Origin of the sequence: Bacteriovorax sp. Seq25_V (assembly GCF_000447795.1) — a bacterium.
Lineage (GTDB): Bacteria > Bdellovibrionota > Bacteriovoracia > Bacteriovoracales > Bacteriovoracaceae > Halobacteriovorax_A.
On the sequence record NZ_AUNI01000009.1, the window covers coordinates 414,001 to 436,004 of the forward strand.

The 22,004-nt window shown below is 34.0% G+C and carries 21 protein-coding genes; 15 read left to right on the plus strand and 6 right to left on the minus strand.

Going from position 1 to position 22,004, the window contains the following annotated elements; genetic code table 11:
• The 5 genes from M900_RS03375 to M900_RS03395 all read left to right on the plus strand — a co-directional run bounded on the left by M900_RS03375 (window position 1) and on the right by M900_RS03395 (window position 7,893).
• Window positions 1-2,169, plus strand: coding sequence for a DUF262 domain-containing protein (locus M900_RS03375; RefSeq protein WP_021273465.1), 2,169 nt, complete (start codon window positions 1-3; stop codon window positions 2,167-2,169).
• Between the two features lie 80 nt (window positions 2,170-2,249).
• Window positions 2,250-2,486 carry a hypothetical protein gene (locus M900_RS18030; RefSeq protein ID WP_052600758.1) on the plus strand — a complete coding sequence of 79 codons (237 nt, stop codon included), beginning with the start codon at window positions 2,250-2,252 and terminating at the stop codon, window positions 2,484-2,486.
• Window positions 2,483-3,361 (plus strand): DUF4007 family protein, encoded by an 879-nt coding sequence (locus M900_RS03385; protein WP_021273531.1) that lies wholly within the window; start codon window positions 2,483-2,485, stop codon window positions 3,359-3,361. The genes M900_RS18030 and M900_RS03385 overlap by 4 nt, the downstream gene beginning before the upstream one ends.
• Before the next feature lies 1 nt (window position 3,362).
• Window positions 3,363-7,061: a hypothetical protein gene (locus M900_RS03390; protein ID WP_021273457.1), complete on the plus strand. Its 3,699-nt coding sequence runs from the start codon at window positions 3,363-3,365 to the stop codon at window positions 7,059-7,061.
• A complete protein-coding gene (locus tag M900_RS03395; protein WP_021273498.1) occupies window positions 7,054-7,893 on the plus strand; it encodes a phosphoadenosine phosphosulfate reductase family protein in 840 nt (279 codons plus the stop codon). The genes M900_RS03390 and M900_RS03395 overlap by 8 nt, the downstream gene beginning before the upstream one ends.
• Here M900_RS03395 and M900_RS03400 read toward each other — a convergent pair.
• Complete coding sequence (locus tag M900_RS03400) at window positions 7,888-9,381, minus strand: DNA phosphorothioation-associated putative methyltransferase (RefSeq protein ID WP_034730907.1); 1,494 nt, start codon at window positions 9,379-9,381, stop codon at window positions 7,888-7,890. The genes M900_RS03395 and M900_RS03400 overlap by 6 nt on opposite strands.
• Window positions 9,382-9,437: 56 nt before the next feature.
• Here M900_RS03400 and M900_RS03405 point away from each other — a divergent pair, with 56 nt between their 5' ends.
• Complete coding sequence (locus M900_RS03405; RefSeq protein WP_021273276.1) at window positions 9,438-10,559, plus strand: cysteine desulfurase family protein; 1,122 nt, start codon at window positions 9,438-9,440, stop codon at window positions 10,557-10,559.
• Here M900_RS03405 and M900_RS03410 read toward each other — a convergent pair.
• Window positions 10,537-10,782 (minus strand): hypothetical protein, encoded by a 246-nt coding sequence (locus M900_RS03410; protein ID WP_021273368.1) that lies wholly within the window; start codon window positions 10,780-10,782, stop codon window positions 10,537-10,539. The two genes, M900_RS03405 and M900_RS03410, sit on opposite strands and share 23 nt — an antisense overlap.
• Window positions 10,783-11,057: 275 nt before the next feature.
• Between M900_RS03410 and M900_RS03415 the strand changes: the two genes are divergently transcribed.
• The 8 genes from M900_RS03415 (at window position 11,058) to M900_RS03450 (ending at window position 16,934) form a co-directional block, all read left to right on the plus strand.
• Window positions 11,058-11,627: a bifunctional 2-polyprenyl-6-hydroxyphenol methylase/3-demethylubiquinol 3-O-methyltransferase UbiG gene (locus tag M900_RS03415; RefSeq protein WP_021273418.1), complete on the plus strand. Its 570-nt coding sequence runs from the start codon at window positions 11,058-11,060 to the stop codon at window positions 11,625-11,627.
• Window positions 11,624-12,256 carry a metallophosphatase domain-containing protein gene (locus M900_RS03420; RefSeq protein WP_021273507.1) on the plus strand — a complete coding sequence of 211 codons (633 nt, stop codon included), beginning with the start codon at window positions 11,624-11,626 and terminating at the stop codon, window positions 12,254-12,256. Before M900_RS03415 ends, M900_RS03420 begins: the two co-directional genes overlap by 4 nt.
• Window positions 12,257-12,352: 96 nt before the next feature.
• The gene (locus M900_RS03425; RefSeq protein WP_157680532.1) at window positions 12,353-13,342 is read left to right on the plus strand and encodes a hypothetical protein; all 990 of its coding nucleotides are present in this window, start codon (window positions 12,353-12,355) and stop codon (window positions 13,340-13,342) included.
• Window positions 13,343-13,599: 257 nt separating this feature from the next.
• Window positions 13,600-14,262 carry a hypothetical protein gene (locus M900_RS03430; RefSeq protein WP_021273149.1) on the plus strand — a complete coding sequence of 221 codons (663 nt, stop codon included), beginning with the start codon at window positions 13,600-13,602 and terminating at the stop codon, window positions 14,260-14,262.
• Window positions 14,263-14,626: 364 nt separating this feature from the next.
• Window positions 14,627-14,911, plus strand: a complete 285-nt coding sequence (locus M900_RS03435; RefSeq protein ID WP_021273483.1) for an RNA-binding protein — start codon at window positions 14,627-14,629, stop codon at window positions 14,909-14,911.
• A 150-nt stretch (window positions 14,912-15,061) separates the two neighbouring features.
• The gene (locus M900_RS03440) at window positions 15,062-15,547 is read left to right on the plus strand and encodes a hypothetical protein (RefSeq protein ID WP_021273554.1); all 486 of its coding nucleotides are present in this window, start codon (window positions 15,062-15,064) and stop codon (window positions 15,545-15,547) included.
• Between the two features lie 54 nt (window positions 15,548-15,601).
• Entirely contained in the window at window positions 15,602-15,796 is a 195-nt protein-coding gene (locus M900_RS03445; RefSeq protein ID WP_021273199.1) for a cold-shock protein, read from the plus strand.
• Between the two features lie 169 nt (window positions 15,797-15,965).
• Window positions 15,966-16,934: a calcium/sodium antiporter gene (locus M900_RS03450; RefSeq protein ID WP_034730912.1), complete on the plus strand. Its 969-nt coding sequence runs from the start codon at window positions 15,966-15,968 to the stop codon at window positions 16,932-16,934.
• 32 nt (window positions 16,935-16,966) lie between these two features.
• Here M900_RS03450 and M900_RS16900 read toward each other — a convergent pair whose 3' ends face one another.
• From M900_RS16900 to M900_RS03465, 4 genes are all read right to left on the minus strand, one after another.
• A complete protein-coding gene (locus tag M900_RS16900) occupies window positions 16,967-17,242 on the minus strand; it encodes a response regulator (RefSeq protein ID WP_084703429.1) in 276 nt (91 codons plus the stop codon).
• A 23-nt stretch (window positions 17,243-17,265) separates the two neighbouring features.
• Window positions 17,266-19,935, minus strand: a complete 2,670-nt coding sequence (locus M900_RS16905; protein ID WP_021273106.1) for an ATP-binding protein — start codon at window positions 19,933-19,935, stop codon at window positions 17,266-17,268.
• Window positions 19,936-20,180: 245 nt separating this feature from the next.
• On the minus strand, window positions 20,181-20,330 hold the full coding sequence (locus M900_RS17650; RefSeq protein WP_021273185.1) for a hypothetical protein: 150 nt from the start codon (window positions 20,328-20,330) through the stop codon (window positions 20,181-20,183).
• Window positions 20,331-20,480: 150 nt separating this feature from the next.
• A complete protein-coding gene (locus tag M900_RS03465; RefSeq protein ID WP_034730917.1) occupies window positions 20,481-20,807 on the minus strand; it encodes a hypothetical protein in 327 nt (108 codons plus the stop codon).
• A 155-nt stretch (window positions 20,808-20,962) separates the two neighbouring features.
• Here M900_RS03465 and M900_RS03470 point away from each other — a divergent pair, with 155 nt between their 5' ends.
• Window positions 20,963-21,835 carry a GyrI-like domain-containing protein gene (locus M900_RS03470; protein WP_034730919.1) on the plus strand — a complete coding sequence of 291 codons (873 nt, stop codon included), beginning with the start codon at window positions 20,963-20,965 and terminating at the stop codon, window positions 21,833-21,835.
• Window positions 21,836-22,004 lie beyond the last annotated feature (169 nt).

The window sequence follows — 22,004 nt, forward strand, 5'->3', positions numbered from 1 at the left end:
ATGACAACAAAATATGATAAATTTAAAATTAAAGACCTAATTGTTGAAACGCTAAATGAAAAAATTGTTTTACCAAATTTTCAACGTGACTTTATCTGGAAGGTAGAACCACAACAGAAGAAATTAATTGCATCAGTGATTCTCAAAATGCCAATAGGAAACTGGTTGTTTTTAATGGGAGAAAAGAAGTCATTTAGCTTTAGAACTGTTGGACAATCAGATTCTAGATTTGAAAATTCGAATACAGAAGAGGTTAAATTCCTCTTAGATGGTCAACAAAGATTGAGTACTATCTGCTCCTGTTTCTCAGATTTGTATTTGGAGGGGAAGGGATCTGAGGATGGAGAGTGGGAACTAATTCATGAAAAGACATTTTTAGGTCTTAGAAATAGATGGTTTCTAACTCTACATAATAAGAATAATGAAAATTTACAGGAATTTGGGCTACAAAGTTTTAACTTTAATGATTTAAATGGAATGGAGCCTTTTGATTTATTCGATAATTTAGAAGTATTAAAGGTGAATAATAAAAATAAAAACAAAGCCGGTCATCCGTCATTGGGAAATGACTACCCTGGAGAAGCAGGCGAAAAACTTGTAAAATATTGTGTTGAAAATTACAAGTTCCCGCTTTATTTAGTTAACGGTCAACATGATTTTCTAAAAAATAGAATAATTGATGGCATTGCAGACAGGCGCTTCAATGAAATGAAAGATTCGGACTATGCGTGGAAAAAAAAAGAAGCATTTATTTCGATTATGAAGAATACTCGTGTTGTATCCCCAAAAGAGGTTGATAAGGTTCTCGAAGACAGGGATGTTTTTATAAAAAAGCTTAAAGGTTTAAGTGATGTATGGGCAGATAAACTTAAAAACTACTTTAAAGAAATTATGATTGAAGAGGTCCCGGTTACTCTTTTACCCATTACCGAAATCGAAAGAGCAGCTTCAATTTTTGATACAATGAATACCGCAGGAACCCCATTAAGTACTTTTGACTTATTTTCTGCAAAATGGGCAAAATCATCCGAATCAACTCTTGGTGAGAATATTCGGCAAAGTCTTGAGAAGCTCGAAGAAGAGGCAATACCAAGTTTCTTTTTGAAGGATTTGCAGAGTAAAAAGAAGCTCACTTTTGACAAAATGAACTTAACTTCATCTGATGATAGTCGCTCACTTGAAAAGGTTATTAAAGATCAGTTTCTTAATTTATTATCTTTAAATAATACGAGGGCTGAGAATTTAGAAAATAATGAATACAAGAGAAACGAACTTGAGGCAATTAAGAGAACAACAATACTACAGCTTAATACATCTCAAATTGATAAGGTTTACAAATGCACAATTCAAGGGCTCTATCGTGCTAACTTATTTTGCTTTTATAGGTTAGGCATTGGTGGAATAATAAACTTGCCATATACATTAATGATTCTACCAATTGCTATCCTATTAGCTGAAGATAAAAATTGGAATTCAGAAAAAATTGTTGCAAGAGTTGAATTATGGTATTGGGTTTCTATATTCAGTGGACATTACAGAGATTCTCAAAATAGGAAAGCGATTGAAGATATAGAACATTTGCAAAAATATTCTAGTGGCGACGTTAAAAATTTTGAAAAGAGAAGAGAGGATATATTTAAAAATAATGGTTATTCAAAATTAGAGAACTTCTTACCATTTGATGAAAAAACTGGAATGCGAGAAATGGATTTAGATTCATGTCCTGGAGCAATAGTTAGCTCCTTCCTAGCGTTTCAATTGAGAAAAACACCTCGATTCATTATAAAGAATACTAAAAAAATGAATATAATTGATACGATTGACGATAAACTAGAGAAACACCATTTAATACCTCTGGGCTCTACAGTTGACAAGTTCACAAGCAGTACCTCAAGCCTAAGAAAAGATAAAAATAATATTTTAAATTCAGTTCTAAACTTAGCATATGTTACGAGCTCAGAAAATCGATCCATTAGCGATATGAAAATTAACGAATACATAAAAATAGATAATTTTCCTTTATCAGATTACTACTTACAGGACAAAATTTTTAAAACTGAGGACTGGAAATCTAAGCCTACAATATATCAAGCATTAAAATCTAGATTTCATGCATTTGAAGATGCAGTGAATAAACATTTAGTCGACTTAGAGAATACCATTGATTGATTTTTAAAACTTTACTTTCCCCAAAATTTACCCCAAAATTACCCTAGAAAACACAACACACTCTAGGGTAATTTTGCAACATGTTACATCCACTTTCTGAAAGGCAACAAGAAACGCTTAGGATAATTCACGATCACATTTGTGAAAAAAACTATCCTCCAACGATTCCAGAGATTCAAGAATACTTAAAAATAAGTAATCCTGGAGCTGTTCACAAGTGCTTCATCGCACTAGAAAAAAAAGGTTACATAATAAGACATAAAGGAATGCATAGAGGCCTAGACTTGACACAAGAGGCCAGGGAGTTATTGCAATGAGATTTGGAGCACACCAAACTTTCCATTTAAGAGATAGCTGGTTACTTAAAGGCTATGACGCAGTAGTAGCTGACGAAAAAATCTTTAAAAGTAATAACTCAGTTGAGACGCTTGGCGTTGGTAAAAATATGGTTGAGGCCATAGAATATTGGATGACTGCTTTAAGTCTTTTAATTAAAGATGATAGCAAGTATTATTTAACAGAAATTGCTCAAGAAATTTTTACTAATGATCAATTCTTAGAACTTGATGGATCTCTACTTACTCTTCACTACCTTTTAGCGTGTAATGTAGAAAATGCAACCTCATTTCATTGGTTCTTTAATAAGTTTGCTGCTACTGAATTTGATACAGAGTCACTACAAGTATACTTAGAAACTTACGTACAATCATTAGAAAAGAAAATTAATCCAAATACTCTAAAAAAAGATATCAGTTGTATTCTTAGGATGTATAAGGAGCCTATCTATAAGGATAAGGTTAATCCGGAAACTGAAAATCCATCTCCCTTCGTAAAGTTTAATCTTGTTACGGAGGAGAATAAAAAACTTAAGAAAAACAAATTGAGAAAATCGGATATTCATCCATTGATTTTCGTTTATTTGACTTATTTGTTTTGGAACGATGTTCTTATGCAAGCAGAGTCATTTAATTTGAGTGAATTAGTTAATAAAGAACTCTCTCCAGGACTTATCATGGGATTCTCTGAAGATGATGTCGTACAAATTATTGAAGAGATAGAACGACTCTACGGAGATAAATATATGACATACTCACGTACTGGTGGATATTTTATTTTAAACTTAAAATCAAAAACAGCAGCAAAATCATTGGAAAATTATTACCAAGAATTTACTACAAGGTTAGGATACTAAGATGTCTCAAACTTCATTATTCAATACAGATGTAATCAAACTAGCATCTAGCTTTAATAGATCTACTAATCTTGAATTAGATTATAAAAGTGGAAACAAGTTAAGCGATATTTTTATAACACCAAAATTCTCATTAGGCATGACTGAAATTCTTGGTTCAATTAGTGAGGAAAACTCGAATCAACGTGTTAGAGTTCTTTCTGGTTCTCCAGGTCTTGGTAAATCGACATTTGCTCTATTAATGTCAGCAATCGTTTCGAAGAAAAATCCACGTGTTGTAAAAAAAATGATTGAGGCAGCCGCTGATTCAGAACTGCTAAATTTATATAACGATTTTCAAAAAAGTAAGAATACAAAATTAGTGCCTGTTTTCTTAAATGGTTACCTTGGAAATATCGAAGACGCATTTATTGAAAAGTTGAAAGATGCTTTCCAGGATGTCGAATTAGAAAGTGAATTATCTAAAGTCCTTCAAAAGTCTTCAAAGAAATATTGGGCCATAGTAGACAAATGGAATAAAGATTATCCAGAGATCTATGAAAGTTACTTAAGTGAAGTTGCGGTTGAATGTGATTCTGTTGATGAGTTCCAAAAATCTCTGAGAAAAGGTCATGTATCAGCACGTGAAATATTTGAAAGAATTTATTCAAAAGTAACAGGTGGTGGATCTCTAGCACTTAAGGCTAATAACGATGTTGTTTCAATTTATAAAGAAGCAATTACACTATTACAAAGTAATGGATATAATGGAATCTTTGTTGTTTATGATGAGTTTGGAAAATATCTTGAAAGAGGTATTCACAACCCATCTGCACTTAATATTCAATTCCTCCAAGATTTTGCAGAGTTTTGTGACAGATCTGGTCAGGCACAATGTCACTTAACTTTAATAACTCACTTGTCAGTGTCTCAGTATGCCAATCAACTACCAATAAATATCCAGAAGGAGTGGGCAAAGATTGAGGGACGTTTTCACGAGACGTCTTTTTATGATAGAGGGACAACTAGTATGGATATGATTTCTCATGTTTTTGAGAAAAATATTTATGTTGGTGATAAGAATCTTGCAAAAAAAGTTGAAAAATTTAATAAATCATTTTGTGATTCAATGAAAGGGAACGGATTAACAGGTATTGTTGATCGAAAAAATTCAGTTGAAGCACTTACTAAGTGTTATCCACTACACCCTGTTACATTAGCGTTTCTTCCTCTACTTTCCCAGAGAGTTGCTCAGAATGAAAGAACTCTTTATACATTTCTAACTCGAGATGAAGAGTTTGGCTTAAAAAGATTCTTAGATAATGGATTAAGCGAAAAAGATTTAATGTTTTTGATGCCATTAGACCTGTATAACTATTTCTCATCTTTAATTGCTAAAGATGTCGGAGTCGGTGGTTCATATAAGGTAAGCTTAATTGTTGAAGAAGCCTTTGGAAAAATACCTAAAGAAGACATCGTTGCTAAACAAATAGTTTCACTCATTGCACTGTCTTCTATCGTTAAAAATTACAATTTTGCGCCACTTAATGAAAGTTTTATAGTGACTTCTTTTTCCGGAATTTATGAAGAATCGGAAGTTAAAAAGGCAATTAAAACACTGCTAGATAAGAAAGTGTTTTTATATAATAAAATATTAAAACAGTACGAATTACAACAAGGTTCAAGTATTGATATCGATGAAGAAATCAATAAATTTAGAGAAATTAAATTAACTAGTAAGGATCTCGTTTCTAGAGTCAAAAATTATTATAAGACAGATTTTATCACACCTAAAAGATATAACTACCAAAATAGTATCACACGCTTTTGTGATACAGAGCTTATCTCTGTTGAAGAGCTGAAGGCCGGCAAATTCACTCGCAAGCCAGACTACTATAGAGAGGATGGATTACTATATTACGTAGTTCCTTTCGATCAAGATGAATTAGAGTTAGCAAGAAGAATTGTTAGAGAAAACAAAGACGAATTAGTGATCTTTGTTCTTCCAAAGACCTTCGTTGAGTGTAAGAGAGATATTGAAGAGCTTAATGCTATCAATGCACTTTTTGGAAACAAAGATGTGATGAATTCGGGTCCTTTGGTGCGTAAAGAACTTGATCGCCATAAGGTGATAACTATCCAAGCAATAAGATCAGTACTTGATCCTTTGATTGGTAAGTTTTCGCTTGATGCAGAAGTTTTCTATTCTAAAGAAAGTATGCGTGTTGGTATAAATTCATATGCGGAACTTTTAATTAAAGTAGGTGAAGTATTTAATTTAGAGTATACCTCATTTGTTCCTTTCAATAACGAAATGATTAATCGTCATAAAGTTTCAGGTAATATCTCTCTTGCTAGAAAACAAATTATAGATCGTCTTTCGAGTCACCCAGAAGAAAAAAACTTAGGAATGGAAGGAAACGGCCCCGAGGTAACAATCTATAAATCTCTTGTTAGCAATTATGGTGTTAATTATAAATCTGACGAGAAAAAATTTACGATTAAAAAGAACAATAAGTTTGCATCACTTCTTTCTGAGTATAAAGAAATTCTTGCAAGCTATCCGAAAGGACTTGTTGTTCAAAAATTGTATGATACTTTGGTTGCCCCTCCGTACGGTCTAAGAAAATCAATAATTCCTTTATATTTATCAATTTTTGATAAGGTTCTTGAGCATCCTGTAAATCACTATTTTGATAATGAATATATTCCTCGTCCAGATGGTGATCATTATGATCTGATGTTAAAGCACCCTAAGAATTGCTTCGTAAAGTACACTGAAATCTCTAAGGCGAAATCTGACTATCTTGCTCAATTAGCAAAGGTCTTTGAAGACAAGACAGATTCTCCAACTGTGAGTAGTGTTATTGAAGCAATATTCAAATGGAAGAAATCTGTTCCTGATTATACTAAAAATAGTGGAAAGCTATCCGTTGAGGAAAAAAAGCTATTAATTTTTATTGAATCTGCTAAAGAGCCTGATAGATTGGTATTCGAAAACTTACCAGATATTTTCAATATTGAACCTATATCAAAGAATACAAGTATCGAGGATATAGAACTTATATCTTCTCAATTGATAAAGATAAAGAAGAAAGTATTTGGAGTTTATCCAGAGTTAATTGCTGACCTTCACAAGTTGCTAATTGAATCACTTCAGTTCTTACAAATTAATTGTTTAAACATAAAGCCTATTTCTTATAAAAAAGGAATGAGCCTAGCTAAGGAGTATCAGGATAATTTAGCACTGCTACCCGAAGAAATTCGTTCTTATCCATTTAATTCGTTAACTGCAAAATTCCTTGGACGATTAAAGTCTTTTGATTCCACAAAGCATTCTCAATATTTTGTAGAAACAATCGCTGATGCTTTAACCGAATCTAATCCACGCTATTGGGCCGAGAAAGGGAAGTCTTTATTTGAGACTAACCTTATTAAATGTAATAATGAGATAGAGATGGTTACAGAGTTACTTGACTCTGAATTTAGTGGGCAATCTGTGGTCGCCTTTATTAACAAACAGAGTGGAGATAAAGAGTACTTACGACTTGGAGTTTATACTGATTCTGGAGAAAATGAGATTAAAGATAGTATCGAAAAGCTACTGTCCTCTTTGAATCCAAAATCTCGTAATAACTTACTTCTATCATTGTTAAAGCCAATTGAAGAAAATAGCCAATCTGTTGAGATTAAGAATGTAAAAGGAAAATACATTGAGTAATATATTTGATTTGAAAAACTTTTCATATGATCCTAGTCGCAGGCAAATCTGCCCTTTATCTGGAGGGAAAGATTCTACGGCTTTAGCAATTTTACTTAAGGGAAAAATTCCAAACCTTGAGTATGTTTTTACAGACACAGGAGCAGAGCTTCCCGAAGCATATGAATATTTAGATAAGCTTGAAGCATTTCTTGGGCAGCCTATTGTTAGGCTTAACTCAGATAAGACATTTGATTTTTTATTACAGAAACATGGTAATTATTTACCTTCAGCACGAGCCCGTTGGTGTACAGCTGAGATGAAAATTAAATCGTATGAGCGTTATATAGGTGATGACTTAATTGAGTCTTACGTTGGAATTAGGGCCGATGAAAATAGAGAAGGTTATATCTCTGATAAGCCAAACATTTCACCGCGATACCCATTTAAGGAATATGGTATTGACCTTGCTGGTGTAAATCAGATTCTTGAAGACTCTGGAATTGGGATGCCTAAGTATTATGAATGGCGTTCTCGTTCTGGCTGTTACTTTTGTTTTTTTCAAAGGCAAATTGAGTGGGTTGGTCTGAAAGAAAGACATCCTGATTTGTTTGAAAAAGCAAAAGAATATGAGAAGCGCGGATATGTTGGGGAAGGTCGAAACTTCACATGGGTTAATGGAACCTCTCTTGAAGAAATGGAAGCTCGCTCTGAAGAAATAAAGCAAAAGCATGAAGAAAAAATGGAGAAGGCTAGAATTAAGGCCTGTGGAAAAAAAGATTTATCGGATATCTTCACTGATGTCGTAAATGATGATGACGGAGAAGATGCCTGCTTAATCTGTGACTTATAACTTTTTTAACTGATGACCTTTAATTATAAACCCTTCTTCCTGTAGGAACTTTTCCCAGTTTAGACGAGTTCCTATATGATTGTGTCCTAGAAGGCCAAACTTCTCTTCTTTCAAAGTCAATTTCTTGAATTTATCAAATAATGGGTAGTCTTCATCTATAAATGTATCTTTTCTGTGTAGTATTGGTGGATTTTCTCTCTGTCTAAATTCCCAGAATTTTACATTGTTTTTTGGGATATCCATTACAAGAGTATAAAGAAGAGCTGGATGAGCAATACTATCAAAATCTTCGTATACAAGAAAAGAAACTTTGTCTTTTAATTTATTTATCTTTAACAAATTACATTCATCGATATCTCCAACTAGCTTTTTTGCAATACCTACTTTAACTTGGATAGGAGCTGGAAGCTTATTGATTAGAGATGGATGTATATAAAATGCATCAGGTAGCTGTTTCCCAAGATTACAGGCTCTGAATGATTTTTGCATTACAGTTTGATTACCAATTGAGAAAAGAAGATTTTCTGCTTCTCTTTTGCAGTTTGAGTACGTACCCAAAAATTCTTTAATATCTAAAACCATATTTTCTGGTAAGTCAGATTGTTTCGGGAAGCCTTTCCTGTCAAATTTTCTAAGTGCAAAAAATACAAGTAAGTCAGTGACTCTAGACTGTCGTATTTGTTCTAATCTATCTTGATCAATATTTTCAAGTAATAAGCTTTTGACCTTTGTCTTACTTTTGAACTCTCTGATTAATTCTTTATAAGAGGAGCTTTCTAGATCAGTAGGTAGTCTACCGTGGTTAAATAGAAACGAAATAGTCTCTTCGAAAAATGGGGACTCTTTTATAAGTTCTTCTAATTTTGGTTTGAATACTTTGACTCTAGTTCTTTCTTTAGAAATGGGGTCAATTCTTGTGTAGTCGAGAATTACTGGACGCTTATATCTAGATTGCAAATAATTTAACTTATCTTGTTCATATCTAAAAATGAAAAAGATTCCCGGAGCGATAGCTATTGCATCTTTATCCAATAATGATTCTAAGTAATTTTTAATTTCTTCTTGTTCATAGTATTTTTGAAATGTTCCTCGAGAAGAGAGGACACCATCCCCAAGACTAATGCCTTCGTAACCCTGTTGAATTTTAGTCATAACTGAGACACAAAGGAGTTTATTCGCTAGTGAATATGCTGTTTTGAGAGTCTCTGATCTTTCATTCGGTTTTTCTATGACATTGAGTACAAAACCAAGATTTACAATATCTGATTTTATATGCTGAGAATCTGGTCGATAATACGGATCATAGCCTTGAATTTTGGAGAAACCATTCTTTGCAAGAATTGTTAAGTCCTGTCCGTGGCCACAACCATAATCAAAAAAGCTAGATTCTTGAGTTAGTAAATTACTCTCTAGCAAGAGGGAGACTGGTCTTGAAACCTTATTTCTTTTTATTGCTGTCTTGTGTCGTTCAATATTTATATCTATCACATTACATTTTATATACGAAATGTTACGATTTACCAAGATACTAAGGAGAATCATACGTGATTTATTTAGATTATAATGCTACTGCGCCATATAGTGATTCTGTAAAAAAATATATACAGGATGGAATGATAAACGATTGGGCAAATCCTTCATCTGAACATGACTTTGGTTTTGAACTTATGAACAAAGTTAAGGACTCTCGTCGTTATATTGCAGACTTTTTTGGAGTGAGTAGTAGATCCATATTTTTTACAAGTGGAGCAACCGAAAGTATAAATTCTGTTTTATCATTTTCAAATTTAACCAAAAACAATGTAAGAACAATTATATCTTCTAAACTTGAGCATCATGCAACTTTAGATACGTTGAAACGTTTAGAGAAATCTGGTTTTAATGTTTTGAATGTGAGTAGTAACCAATCTGGTCAGCTTGATATCAACGAATTAGAGGACTTTTTAAAAAAAGAGAAAAACGCTCTCGTTTCTTTATTGTATGTTAATAATGAAACAGGGGTGATTTCAGATATTCCACAAATATCTCGTTTATGTAAAAAATATGATGCTTTAATTCATATCGATGCGGTACAAGCTCTTGGAAAAATGAACTTCAATCTCGAAGATTTAGAAGTTGATTTTGCTAGTTTTGCTGGTCATAAAATTGGTGCATTAAAAGGAGTTGGATTACTCTATATAAAGTCTCCAAAGACTTATGAACCCTTGATGACTGGAGGAGGTCAGGAAGGAGGTGTGAGGCCAGGAACTTACAATTATCCGGGAATAAAAAGCTTCGAGCTCGCTCTGAGAGATATTAATCCTGAGACAATTGAGTCGATTTGTAATTTACGTGCAGATTTTGAAAAACAAATTGTAAGTAATACTTCCTTTGCAATTAACTGTGTCGGTGTACCAAGAGTTGCAAACACTACTAATATTTATTTGAATGGTCACGATTCTCGTGCTGTTTTATTAAACCTAAGTAGAAAGAATATTATGGTGAGCTCCGGGAGCGCATGCTCTTCTGGGAGCTTCGAGCCAAGTCATGTTATTAGAAATCTGGGTTTTGATAAAGAGTATGCTTCTTCGTGTCTTCGAGTTTCCATCGGTGGGAAGACTACTCGTGAAGAGCTTGCATCCTTCTTAAATGAACTTTTAGTTATTACTTCTTCATTATCTGATTAGATATTTTTAGTAATTCCTCAATAGTATGATTTTTATATTCAAAATAGACTTCAATAGATATTTTTGTAGGTCTATTTGTATCAATCTTTTTAAATTCATATACTTTTGAGTTTAATTGACAATCATCAATATTAAGAAATTTAAGAATTTCTTTCCTTAAACTAAGATCATTAATTCTAAACACTAAAAATGCTAGAAGAGTGTTATTTTTGTTCCAGTTCAAGGCCCCCTCCTGTTCAATAGAAAATATATGTTCGAAAAAGCTCTTTTCACCTATCGATATAGTACATGATTTTAACGACTAGGAATATTTCTTATGTTTAACAATGGTGCTCTCTGGATAGAAATTTTCTCAATAATTTATGAAAGCAAATAATTACTTTGATAATGAAAATAAACTCTTCATCAGAGTTAAGATAAATTAATTTTCTGGCAATCTTTTTAATTTAATTAGTTGATTTACTTTTAAATCTATAGATCATAACTTAAATTATATTAATGATAAACTATTACGACGAAAACTTTCAAAGCTTTATTGATACAACTTTAAATATCGATATGATATCCCTTTATATACCTTTCTGTGAACATCTCAGGGCGAATGCACGCATTCTAGATATTGGCTGTGGTCCAGGTCGTGACCTGAAGTATTTTAAGGAGCAAGGCTATGATGCTCAAGGAGTGGAACCGAGTAATAAATTAGCGGTTTTTGCCCGTGAGCATAGTAATTGTATAGTTCATGAAGGACTTTTGCAGGAAGTTGAGATTACTGGTAAGTTCGATGGAATTTGGGCATGCGCTTCTCTTCTTCATGTACCTAGAAATGAGTTAACTTCTGTATTTGAAAAAATCGAATGTTTAATGAATAGTGACGCAGTTTTTTATTGTTCATTCAAATATGGTGAATTTGAAGGTGAGAGAAATGGACGCTTCTTCAATGATCAAACTCTCGAATCAATACATGAATTTCTACCCAAAAATCTTGAAATTAAAAAGTCTTGGATTACTGAAGATAAGCGACCTGATCGCGATGAACGTTGGTTGAATTTACTATTAAAGCATAAATGAAACTAACTTTCTTCTCCGACACTCACACCAAGCACAGCGAAGTTCCCATTGGTTCAGGAGACATTCTCTTTCACTGCGGTGATATCACTCGAAGAGGTGACTTAAAAGAGCTTACAGACTTTGCAAGCTTCATGGCCACTTTGAATTTTAAGCATAAAATTGTCATTGCAGGAAACCATGACTTCTGTTTTGAAGATAATCGTAGAGATGAGGCGGAAAGAATATTAAGGGATCATGGAATCACTTACCTCAATGATAGTGGAATTGAAATCAACGGTCTCAAAATTTGGGGCTCTCCAATTCAACCCGAATTTTTTAATTGGGCCTTTAACAGAGATAGAGGCGAAGATATCAAAAAGCATTGGGATCTCATTCCTGCTGACACTGATATTTTAATTACGCATGGACCACCGTATGGGATCTCTGATCTGTGCGCTCATGGAGAGCGAGTGGGATGCCATGATCTTCTCATGAGACTCAGTGAACTACGCAATCTTAAGATTCACGCCTTTGGCCATATCCATGAAGGTTACGGACTGACTTCTATTGATGGCGTTAAATACATCAATGCTTGTAGCCTCGATGAGAAATACCAGTATGCTAACGGGCCAATTACTGTAGTTTTGTAGCTTCGTAGAATACGTGAAGCCAAGTTAAGAAATCTTGATTTAGATAAGATGACACTTCCTCCGATAAAGACTTAATCGCACATTCGGAGAAATGCTTTGAAAAGACTTTTGTTGAAGTTGTCAGTTTGTTTAATGTTTACATGTCTGTCTCATTCTTATGAGGCGAATATGTTCTCTATGGGGGAAAATTATGAGGTCTGTACTATTGCAAATTCAGATATCTGTCAGGGAGAAAATTGCAAATTTAAACATTATATAAATCCCAAATGTATCGAGGGGCAACGTAATATCGGTAAAGATCACTTTACCGTTTCTCAAAAATCGAAGCCTAGGCAGGTCTCATTTCGAAAATTAAAATCAATTAATGGCAATAAATATATCGAAACTAATTCAGGTGAAGAAGTTATTATAGGTTTTGATTTTTTAAATGATTATCCTGAAGAAAAACGTCCGCATTTTTCTAATGGGAATCGGGAGACTATTTCAATCCCTTATCCTAAGCTCAAATATTTTAAAAATGACAAGTATCCTGTTGCGTATTTATCAATAGAAGGAATGATGACTGTGGAAGAAATACCTTATTTTGATAAACCCGATGGAGCGAAAATAGATATTTTAAGCTTTTCGACTAACATAGGAGATGATTGCCATAATCAAAATATTATTAGCTTTATCGATATGGACACATTTCCTTACGGCTATAAGTGTTGGAAAACATTTATTAAAGTATATGAAGTTCAAAATGATCTCTGGTTTAAAATCAAATTGCTTGATGGAAAGTTTGCTTGGATCAAGCGTGATCCTGCAATAGTTCACTTATCGTCGCTAATAAATATGAAAAATTATGCTATTGTCACAGCCGATAAAAAAATATTTAGGGATAAGAAAAATCGTTTGATTTCACTCGGTAATGCTGATGTAAACCTTATTGATTACCGTTTTAGGAAAGGAAAATTAGAATATCAAGTAAAAGTAACAGTGCCGGGCTGTGGTGGTAATTATGATGAGAAGGCAATTAAAGCCTATGATACAGGATGGATAAGATATGAGGATTTTCTCACTCTTTGGCAACCCAATAGTTGCTAGAAGAGCCCTCAATAAACTGCCCCTAAACTGCTCCATTTAAATGGGGACAGAATTTCTGATTACTCAATAATTACTTCGCGATAGATAAAGTTATTTCTGGCGGTTCGAATAATAAGACAGTAAATATTTAATATAGCAGGGAAATTTCTAAAGTTGTCCCCATTTAAATGGAGCAGTTTAAGGCTTGTATATCACTGAAAATAGGGGATATTCCCAAAAAGAATACATTTAATTGCAAGAACTTACGATAAGAGCATATGCAATTTATCAAACTTCGATACTTCTTCCAACTAATACTTCTTCTGGTATTAAGCTTCGATAGTATCAATTATAGCGCACACAGAAAAATCAGTTCTACTTACTCCACGCGCCCGATAACTGATATTTCTTGTCGTGAGGCCCTCGATCAATTCTTCGCACCAAATGTCGTTGAAGATAATGTCATTCTCTGGCACGAATTCAAATCCAATGAAGCAATAATTAATCCAAAATATTCAATGCATGAAGATTTTGAAAACCTCGCCGCTGATCCCGACCATAATTTTACGCAAACACATACGAGTCAACTTGAGGCGGTCAGTGGTATCTACGCACGAGAGAGGGGAGTCATCACTGCCAACATCATCAGAGGTCCTGAAGGCACAGAGTTTGTGGATGCTGATGGCATTTTTTGGGATGTTAAAACACCCGTCTCTCCTCAGATAAATGACCGCTGGGAATTTGATATTGATAATGTCGGAACTAGTATTAAAACTAAGCTTGAATCAAAGGATAATATAAATATCCTTGTGGATCTCTCCTATATGCGAGTTGATAATAGAGCACATTTGAGGTCTTGGATTGAAGCTAATATCTCAGAGAATTTTCAAAATCGAATCAAATTCATCAGCGTTCCTGATGCAATTATTGGCAACCATTAAACTGCTCCAGTTAAATGGGGACAGAAATCCCGAAAACGTAATAATATCTCTGCATTAAATTATTATTTTATGAGCTGTTAAAATATTTACAGGCCAAGCACTTAATATAACAGATAATAGTCTTAATATTATCCCCATTTAACTGGAGCAGTTTAAAGTATCTATATATTTTTTAATGTGCTATAGTGCATTAAGGATAAGGTTTTTCTTTTCGTTTCTTCATTTTTCTTTAAAAAGTCAAGTCGACAAACAATCGTAAAATTTAGTTCAAAATTTATTTTCCACAGGAACTTCCTGTGGGGCTGCTATATCGTACATTATTAATACGTACGACATAGTACTCAAATATATCAAAGGAGATAGTATGAGTAACAAAATGTATGTAGGAAATTTATCATTCAACACTGTAGAAGATTCATTAAGAGAAGTTTTCTCTCAATATGGAGAAGTCTTATCTTGTAGACTTATTATGGATAGAGACACTGGAAGAAGCAAGGGATTTGGTTTTGTAGAGATGGAAACATCGCAAGCTGCAATGACTGCTATTTCTAATCTTGATGGTAGCGACCTTGATGGTAGAAACTTAAAGGTTAATGAAGCTAAGCCACAGGAAAGTAGAGAGAGAAGCTTTGGTGGAAGTCGCTGGTAATTAGCATGCAGGCAAATTAAGTTTTGCCTTTTTTTTCGAATAGAAACTAGCTTAATGATAACGTAGCCTCAATAGAAAGTGATAGACAGTTCGTCTCTGATTCTTCGATGCCGATGATATCGTTTTGGGTAAAGAGGATGAGGGAGTAACATGGAACAAGTTGAAAGTATTATTGGTAAAAATATAATTAGTAGCAATGTTGGAATTGGGGAGATTGTGGGTATTACTACTCTTCAAGATGATGGAGAAGAGTTTTACAAAGTTTCTTTTCCAAAAAATAAATGCATTAATTATTTCTCAGTAAAAAACAATACTGGTTATAGAGTATTGGCCACGCCAAAAGTTATCAATAAAGCAATTATTCAATTCAAAACTAGTTTTGATCATATTGAATATGCGACTACTCAAGAAAAAATAAATATGCAAAAACAAATGTTGAAAGAGGTTAACGTGGTTAAGTTAGCGAAGTCTCTTTCAATATTAAATAGTGAGAAGACATTACACGCGCAATTAAGTAAGCCGTTTAATGATTCTCTATCTTCATTTATAGATGAGATTGCTTTTGTTTTAGGTGTTAAGCATGCTGATGCTTACTTAATGCTTGATTTAAAAGTACCGGCGAAAAAGAAAGCCTAATCTTAACATTACAAAAGATGATCGTATTGATCATTTGATATATCAGGAGAATTGATGAAAACAGGAACAGTAAAATTTTTTAGTGATGAGAAGGGTTTTGGATTTATTACACCAGATGGAAGTGGAGATGATATCTTTGTTCATGTTTCATCGGTAGAAAATGGAACATTAAATAAAGACGATAAGGTTACTTATGAAGTTGGCCAAGGGGCAAAAGGTCCTTGTGCAGTTCAAGTTAAGGCAAACTAAAAAAAATGCTGTCGTATACTTAATCTTAGTTACACGACAGCTTTATACACAAATCCGTCATGCTTATCGCATAAATCACTAGAAAAAGTTTGGTTTTTATTTTCTTCTCTCTTATTATGTTAGAGAACAAATTTTAATTCTCCTTAATTAATCGAGAGAAGAGGTGAGTGTGACTATTTTTATAACTTCCGTTATTTTTGGGTTGGTTTTACTTATTTGGAGTGCTGACAAGTTTGTCGATGGTGCATCAAATGTTGCCCGTCATTATGGAATGTCTCCACTTCTCATTGGAATGGTTATTATAGGTTTTGGAACATCAGCACCTGAGATGGTCGTTTCAGCACTTTCTTCGATGCAGGGAAATCCTGGAATTGCTCTTGGAAATGCCTATGGTTCAAATATTACTAATATTGCTCTAATTTTGGGAGTTACAAGTTTAATTGTCCCGATTACTGTTCATTCGCAAGTACTGCGTAAAGAGCTTCCAATTTTATTTATTATCACTTTAATTAGTATTGGTGCACTTATTGATTTTAATCTCTCAAGAGTTGATGCAGTTATTTTACTCCTGCTTTTTGTTGGAATCATGGGCTGGACAATTAGAGAGGGGATCAAAAATAGTAAAGATGCATTTGCCAAGGAGATGGACGTCGAATTAAAGGAGCATAAGGCCCCTCTTTCTCGATCATATTTCATGCTCATTGGTGGTTTGATTCTTCTTGTTGTTAGTTCCAGGCTCCTTGTTTACGGAGCAGTCGGCATTGCTCAAGCTCTGGGCGTTTCTGATATCATTGTTGGATTGACAGTCGTTGCTGTTGGTACCTCGTTACCAGAACTGGCCTCATCGGTCATTGCTGCGAGAAAAGGAGAACCTGATATTGCTCTTGGGAATGTTCTTGGGTCAAATCTCTTTAATACACTTGCTGTTGTTGGTATCTCGGGATCAATTCATCCTTTCGCAATAGAGAAAGAAATTTTCTACCGTGATATTGGTGTGATGACAGTACTCACTTTCTCTTTATTTATTTTTGGATCTTCTTTTAAAAAACAAGGAAAGATAACGAGGTTAGAAGGGGGGATTCTTCTCTCTTCTTATGTGGCCTACACTGTTTATTTAATTTCGACTGTGGCGAAATAATCAAAAGATGGCCGGAAATGGCAGAAGAAGGCTTAGTCCTTCTTCTTTAAATTTTTAATTGTCTCACATAGTTCGTCGATTTTAATCGGCTTTTGTACAAAATCGACCATTCCGGCTTCAATACATCTTTGCTTGTCTTCACTTAGAACGTTTGCAGTCATTGCAATTATTGTAGATGCACTCTTATTCCTTAATATTTGCTTTGTTGCTGTCACTCCATCCATGACAGGCATTTGCATATCCATAAATATAAGGGAGTACTCATTTTTAAGGGCCATCTCAACTGCAATTTTTCCGTTGTCTGCGATGTCACATGAATACCCAAGTTTTTTTAAAAACTTTTTGCAAGAGTTTGATTAATTCTATTATCTTCGACGACTAGGATATTATGTGGATATTCATGAGAAAAGTTTTCATAATTTATTTTACTGCTCTCTTCAATTAATTGATTTCCCTCTTCTACAGTTAGGAAAAAAGAGAATTTTGATCCCTTTTCTTTTTCGCTTTCAACTTTGATTTCTCCACCCATGAGTTGTGCAATCTTTAATGAGATCGAAAGTCCAAGGCCAGTTCCTCCATATTTTCTTGTGATTCCACTATCAACTTGTGAAAACTCTCTAAATAATTTTTCCTGCTCTGTTTTCGACATGCCAATACCATGATCTTCTATACTGAAGCATAGCTGAATATTATTTTCACTATCCATAATTCTTGAAATGATGAAATAAACATCTCCTCCTTCGTTGGAGAATTTGACAGCATTACTGAGTAAATTGATGAGTACTTGCTTTATCCTGATTGCATCTGAAAGTAAAATATTTGGAATTGTGTTATCTATCTCTGTATGTATTGTAATTCCGCGCTCTGATGCAATATTGGCAAGCAGATAAACCACGTCATCGATACTTTTCCTTAGATCAAAACTATATTTTTCAATCTCTAGTTTTCCTGATTCTATCTTTGAGTAATCAAGAATATCATTGAGAATTGTTAATAAACTATCTCCACATGATTTAATTGTTAGTAACATCTCCTTCTGTTCATTGTTTAAAGGAGTATCGCCTAGAAGGGAGACCATTCCGATAATACCATTCATCGGCGTTCGAATTTCATGGGACATGTTTGCGAGAAAAAGTGACTTTGCTTTTGCAAAATCTTCAGCACGGTCCTTTGCCTCAACAAGTAGGTTTTGATATTTTACTTCTTTAGTGTTATCCCAGTTCGTCCCAATCATCGCATACGGCTCCCCATTTTCGTATCTAAGGACAACGGCTTTCGCTCTGATGTATTTAGTCTTGTTCGTAGCTGTTTTTATGCGAAAGGTTGTATCAAAGTCTCTAATGCCATCTATCGCATCTTGGAGCTCTTTTTCGCCTTGCCGTTTATCATCAGGATGAAGACTCTTTTCCCATGCATCATAATGACCAGTGAAGTTATCCTTGTCGATTTCGTAGAGCTTGTACATTGAATTATCCCATACAAGGCTATTGTCTATCAAATTGTATCTCCAAAGAGCAACCCCAGTTCCATCGAGAATCAGTCGTGATTGAAGTTCTGTTAGATCTTTTTCTTTCTTTAGGTTTTGATGTCCTATAATCTCGCCGATTACTTCTAGAAAAGGTTTGAGTGAATTAAAAAATTCATTAGAGTATCCACTCTTACGGTTAGCAACACCCACCATCGCTACGAATTGATTATTGAAATAAATTGGAACACCAAGAAATGCATTGAGGGGTGGGTGTCCTTTTGGAAGGCCTGAAGAACTTGGATGCTTTGAGGGAGTGTTTGTTATTACCTCTTTTCCTGTTTTTATGACTTCCCCAAATAGGGTCGCTAGGTTTTTAAACACCAGTCCATTTTCTGCATTTTCTTGATAGAATTTTTTTGTCTCTTCATTCCAGGAGATATCAGTTATTGCAAATGTTTTTAAGAAAGGATTTGAATCTTGATCACGTAATATTTCACCGATGAAGCCATATTCACTTTGTGTGATTTTTAGAACCTCAGAGAGAAGAAAGTTATAAAATGTATTGCTATTTTTAATTTCTTTTGAAATTGCTATACTTGTATAGTCTATGTACTTTCTTCTAACTTCCGAAATTGATTTAGTGATTTCGTTACTAATAATCTCATTCGTGATATCAGTAAATGTTGCTATCGATGTTATACCTTGATCTGTTGTCAAAGGAAGTGCATTTATTTTCAACCATCTAGAATTGCTTTTTCCTGTTGATATTCCCATTATAACGTCATAAATAGGTTTGTTTTCCTTCAGGCAACGAATCGATGGATGCTCATCAGGCGGAAATAGTGAACCGTCGAGTTTAATTGATTTCCACCTTGGATCGTAAGAGTCAACTCCTTGGAGCTGCTCTTCTGTTAGTTCTAAAATATCAAGTGCACACTTATTGAACTGTATGATCTTTCCTTTTTCATTCTGGATGACTACACCATTAATCATATTATTCAATATTTCTTCAAAATGTTTACTTTGATTTATAACAACTTCTTGAGCTTTTCTTAATTCTAAAAGATTGATGACTTGCTTTGAAAGTGATTTTAGGGCGAGTTTTTGATGTTTCTTCAATGACTTTGCTTCACTGTCAATTACACACAAGGTTCCAATTCTAAAACCATCTGGTGTAATAAGTGGTGCTCCAGCATAAAATCTAACATGTGGTTCTTGAAGAAATAATGGGTTATCACAAAACCTTTCATCAAACTCAGCATCCTCGATAACAAAAATTTCATCAGACATAATAGCATGTCCACAGTATGATATATCCCTTGGAGTTTCTGGAGCATCAAGGCCATACTTAGATTTAAACCATTGTCTCGATTCATCGACGAGACTGATTAAAGAGATTTTCGTCTCACAGATAGCAGCTGCTGTATTTGTGATTTCATCAAAAACAGCCTCGGCTTCAGTATCAAGAATTTTGTATGACTCTAGTTTTTTAACTCTTTCACTGTCATTACTTGGAATTGGTGCTTTTTTCATTTTATATTATCTCTAGTTAGATCTATGAATGAGTAATAATCTTTTTGCGAATAAACTCGAGTTTTTTAATTTATTTTTAGTTAAGTATATTATCGGAACTCATGTCGATAAGATTAATTTAAGTGGTGCTAACTTTGGAGGTTTACTTTTTCCTGAAAAGCCTGAGGTGAAGAGTCGGATATTTGTAGGCATTACTTCACTGTCATTCATAATTTTTACATTTTAAATTTCATTCATTCATTTATTTAAAAGATCTCATTATCAATGTCATATTGAGTTGAAGTTAGTATTTTAACTTTATCTTTACAAACTTTTTTGAAAATATTTTCCATTTCTTCTGAAGATAATTTTTTAGGGAAAGGTATTGAGAAGTATGGGATTCCATTCGTGTTCAAATTTATACTTCTTTTTGCCCGAGCAAAGAGACCTAGGTCTTTTACGACTTCTTTTTTGAAGATAATGACTAAGTGTTTCTTTAGCTTTTGAGTTCCATCTAAATCTCTATCGATTAGAAAGTCGCAAATGATTACTTTATCGATCTGAGGCTACTGGTAAGTTGTTGACTCAGCGACTAGTCCTGCAGAGAGTTCGATAAAAGTGTCGCTTGCAGTCAGAATATTATCACCTGTTTTTGAATGAATGAGTTTCCTCGTTCTTGGAAATAGTCCTACTATTACGATTAGACCAGCAAGCGAGAAGAAAGTACCAAAATAGACCGAAACTTGTTCATTGACCTTTTCGTGTCCTACATAGATGAATATCAAACCCATTATAAGAAAAGCGAGACCAAGGAATAATTGGTATAGAATAACGCCCCATTTTTCTCTGAAGATAACAATTTGGTCAGAATATGTCTTAATTCTAACTTGCATAGGATTTATTATCAGAGAAAACCAACTTCTACTCAAGAACCTTTTTTGTATAAGTTAAAAAATATTGCTTTGGAAAATGGCAGTACATTTCTTCCTTGCACAAAATTCGCAATTTTGGACAGGCCAAAATTTTAAGCTTTTGCTACAATTTAATAATGGCAAAATTAGTACAAGAACACTTCCATAAAATGCAGCTCGCGAGAGCTAAGAAATTCATTAATTCAAATCTTGAGTACAAGTTAACTCTTGATGCTATCGCAAAATCTTCGGGAGCATCTAGTTATCACTTTATTCGCATTTTTTCCGCATACACAGGAGAGACTCCATTTGGCTATATTCGCCGAGAACGAATCGTAAAGTCTTTGAGGCTCCTCGAAAATGACTTAAGTATCACAGAAATTGCACAACAAGTTGGATTTGAAACTTCGAGCTCTTTTAATAAGGCATTCAAAAAAGAAGTTAAGATCTCTCCAAGTGATTTCCGCAATCTCGGACAGGCCAAGAGATCAGAAATATTTAATAATCTTCTTATGGGACCTAATCTAAAGGAGATTATTATGAATGTACAAATGGAACTAAAGCCGGAAATTATTACAAGATCAGAAACTGTAATATATGGCCACAAGGCACAGAATGACTCAATTAAAGATGCTGCTCAAATTGCATGGCAGGAGTTTTTACAAATTATTACAACAGTCAAAGAAGATCTCTCTCAGTCTGAATTTCTTGGAGTAGGGGATATGGTTAATGAAGAGTGCTCTTATAGTGCAGCGATTTCGCTACCAAGCAATGAAAATGCCGTTATACCAGGATTAGAAAGAGAGATTATCCCAGCATCAAAGTATGCTAAATTTTTATTAAAAGGTCCTTATGAAGGCATTTGGTATGCTTTTGATCAGGCGTTCAAATTTATCAACGAAGGTGATTTTGAAATTGGTGATGCTCCATCTTTAGAAGTATATCTTAATGACCCAAGTATTACTCCTGAAGCGGAATTACTTACAGAAATTTTAATTCCAATTAAATAGTTATTTGCAGGAGAATTTGTCATTCTCCTGAATACTTATTATGTAATAATTCTTGTTGACTAGATTTAATGTTATTTCCTTGGCAGTAGCTAGTCTTTTTTGCATAATAGCCCTAGAACCAAAAGGCCTTCAATCTTTCGGTATTTCCTATGTTCCAGGCCTCTTGATT

Excerpts from the sequence above, each read along its gene's own strand:
- M900_RS03390 (WP_021273457.1), top strand. The coding sequence starts at position 3,363 with ATGTCTCAAACTTCATTATTCAATACAGATGTAATCAAACTAGCATCT.
- M900_RS18030 (WP_052600758.1), top strand. The coding sequence starts at position 2,250 with ATGTTACATCCACTTTCTGAAAGGCAACAAGAAACGCTTAGGATAATT.
- M900_RS03385 (WP_021273531.1), top strand. The coding sequence starts at position 2,483 with ATGAGATTTGGAGCACACCAAACTTTCCATTTAAGAGATAGCTGGTTA.
- M900_RS03435 (WP_021273483.1), top strand. The coding sequence starts at position 14,627 with ATGAGTAACAAAATGTATGTAGGAAATTTATCATTCAACACTGTAGAA.
- M900_RS03470 (WP_034730919.1), top strand. The coding sequence starts at position 20,963 with ATGGCAAAATTAGTACAAGAACACTTCCATAAAATGCAGCTCGCGAGA.
- M900_RS03445 (WP_021273199.1), top strand. The coding sequence starts at position 15,602 with ATGAAAACAGGAACAGTAAAATTTTTTAGTGATGAGAAGGGTTTTGGA.
- M900_RS03430 (WP_021273149.1), top strand. The coding sequence starts at position 13,600 with ATGCAATTTATCAAACTTCGATACTTCTTCCAACTAATACTTCTTCTG.
- M900_RS03465 (WP_034730917.1), bottom strand. The coding sequence starts at position 20,807 with ATGCAAGTTAGAATTAAGACATATTCTGACCAAATTGTTATCTTCAGA.
- M900_RS03440 (WP_021273554.1), top strand. The coding sequence starts at position 15,062 with ATGGAACAAGTTGAAAGTATTATTGGTAAAAATATAATTAGTAGCAAT.
- M900_RS03420 (WP_021273507.1), top strand. The coding sequence starts at position 11,624 with ATGAAACTAACTTTCTTCTCCGACACTCACACCAAGCACAGCGAAGTT.
- M900_RS16905 (WP_021273106.1), bottom strand. The coding sequence starts at position 19,935 with ATGAAAAAAGCACCAATTCCAAGTAATGACAGTGAAAGAGTTAAAAAA.
- M900_RS03415 (WP_021273418.1), top strand. The coding sequence starts at position 11,058 with ATGATAAACTATTACGACGAAAACTTTCAAAGCTTTATTGATACAACT.
- M900_RS03375 (WP_021273465.1), top strand. The coding sequence starts at position 1 with ATGACAACAAAATATGATAAATTTAAAATTAAAGACCTAATTGTTGAA.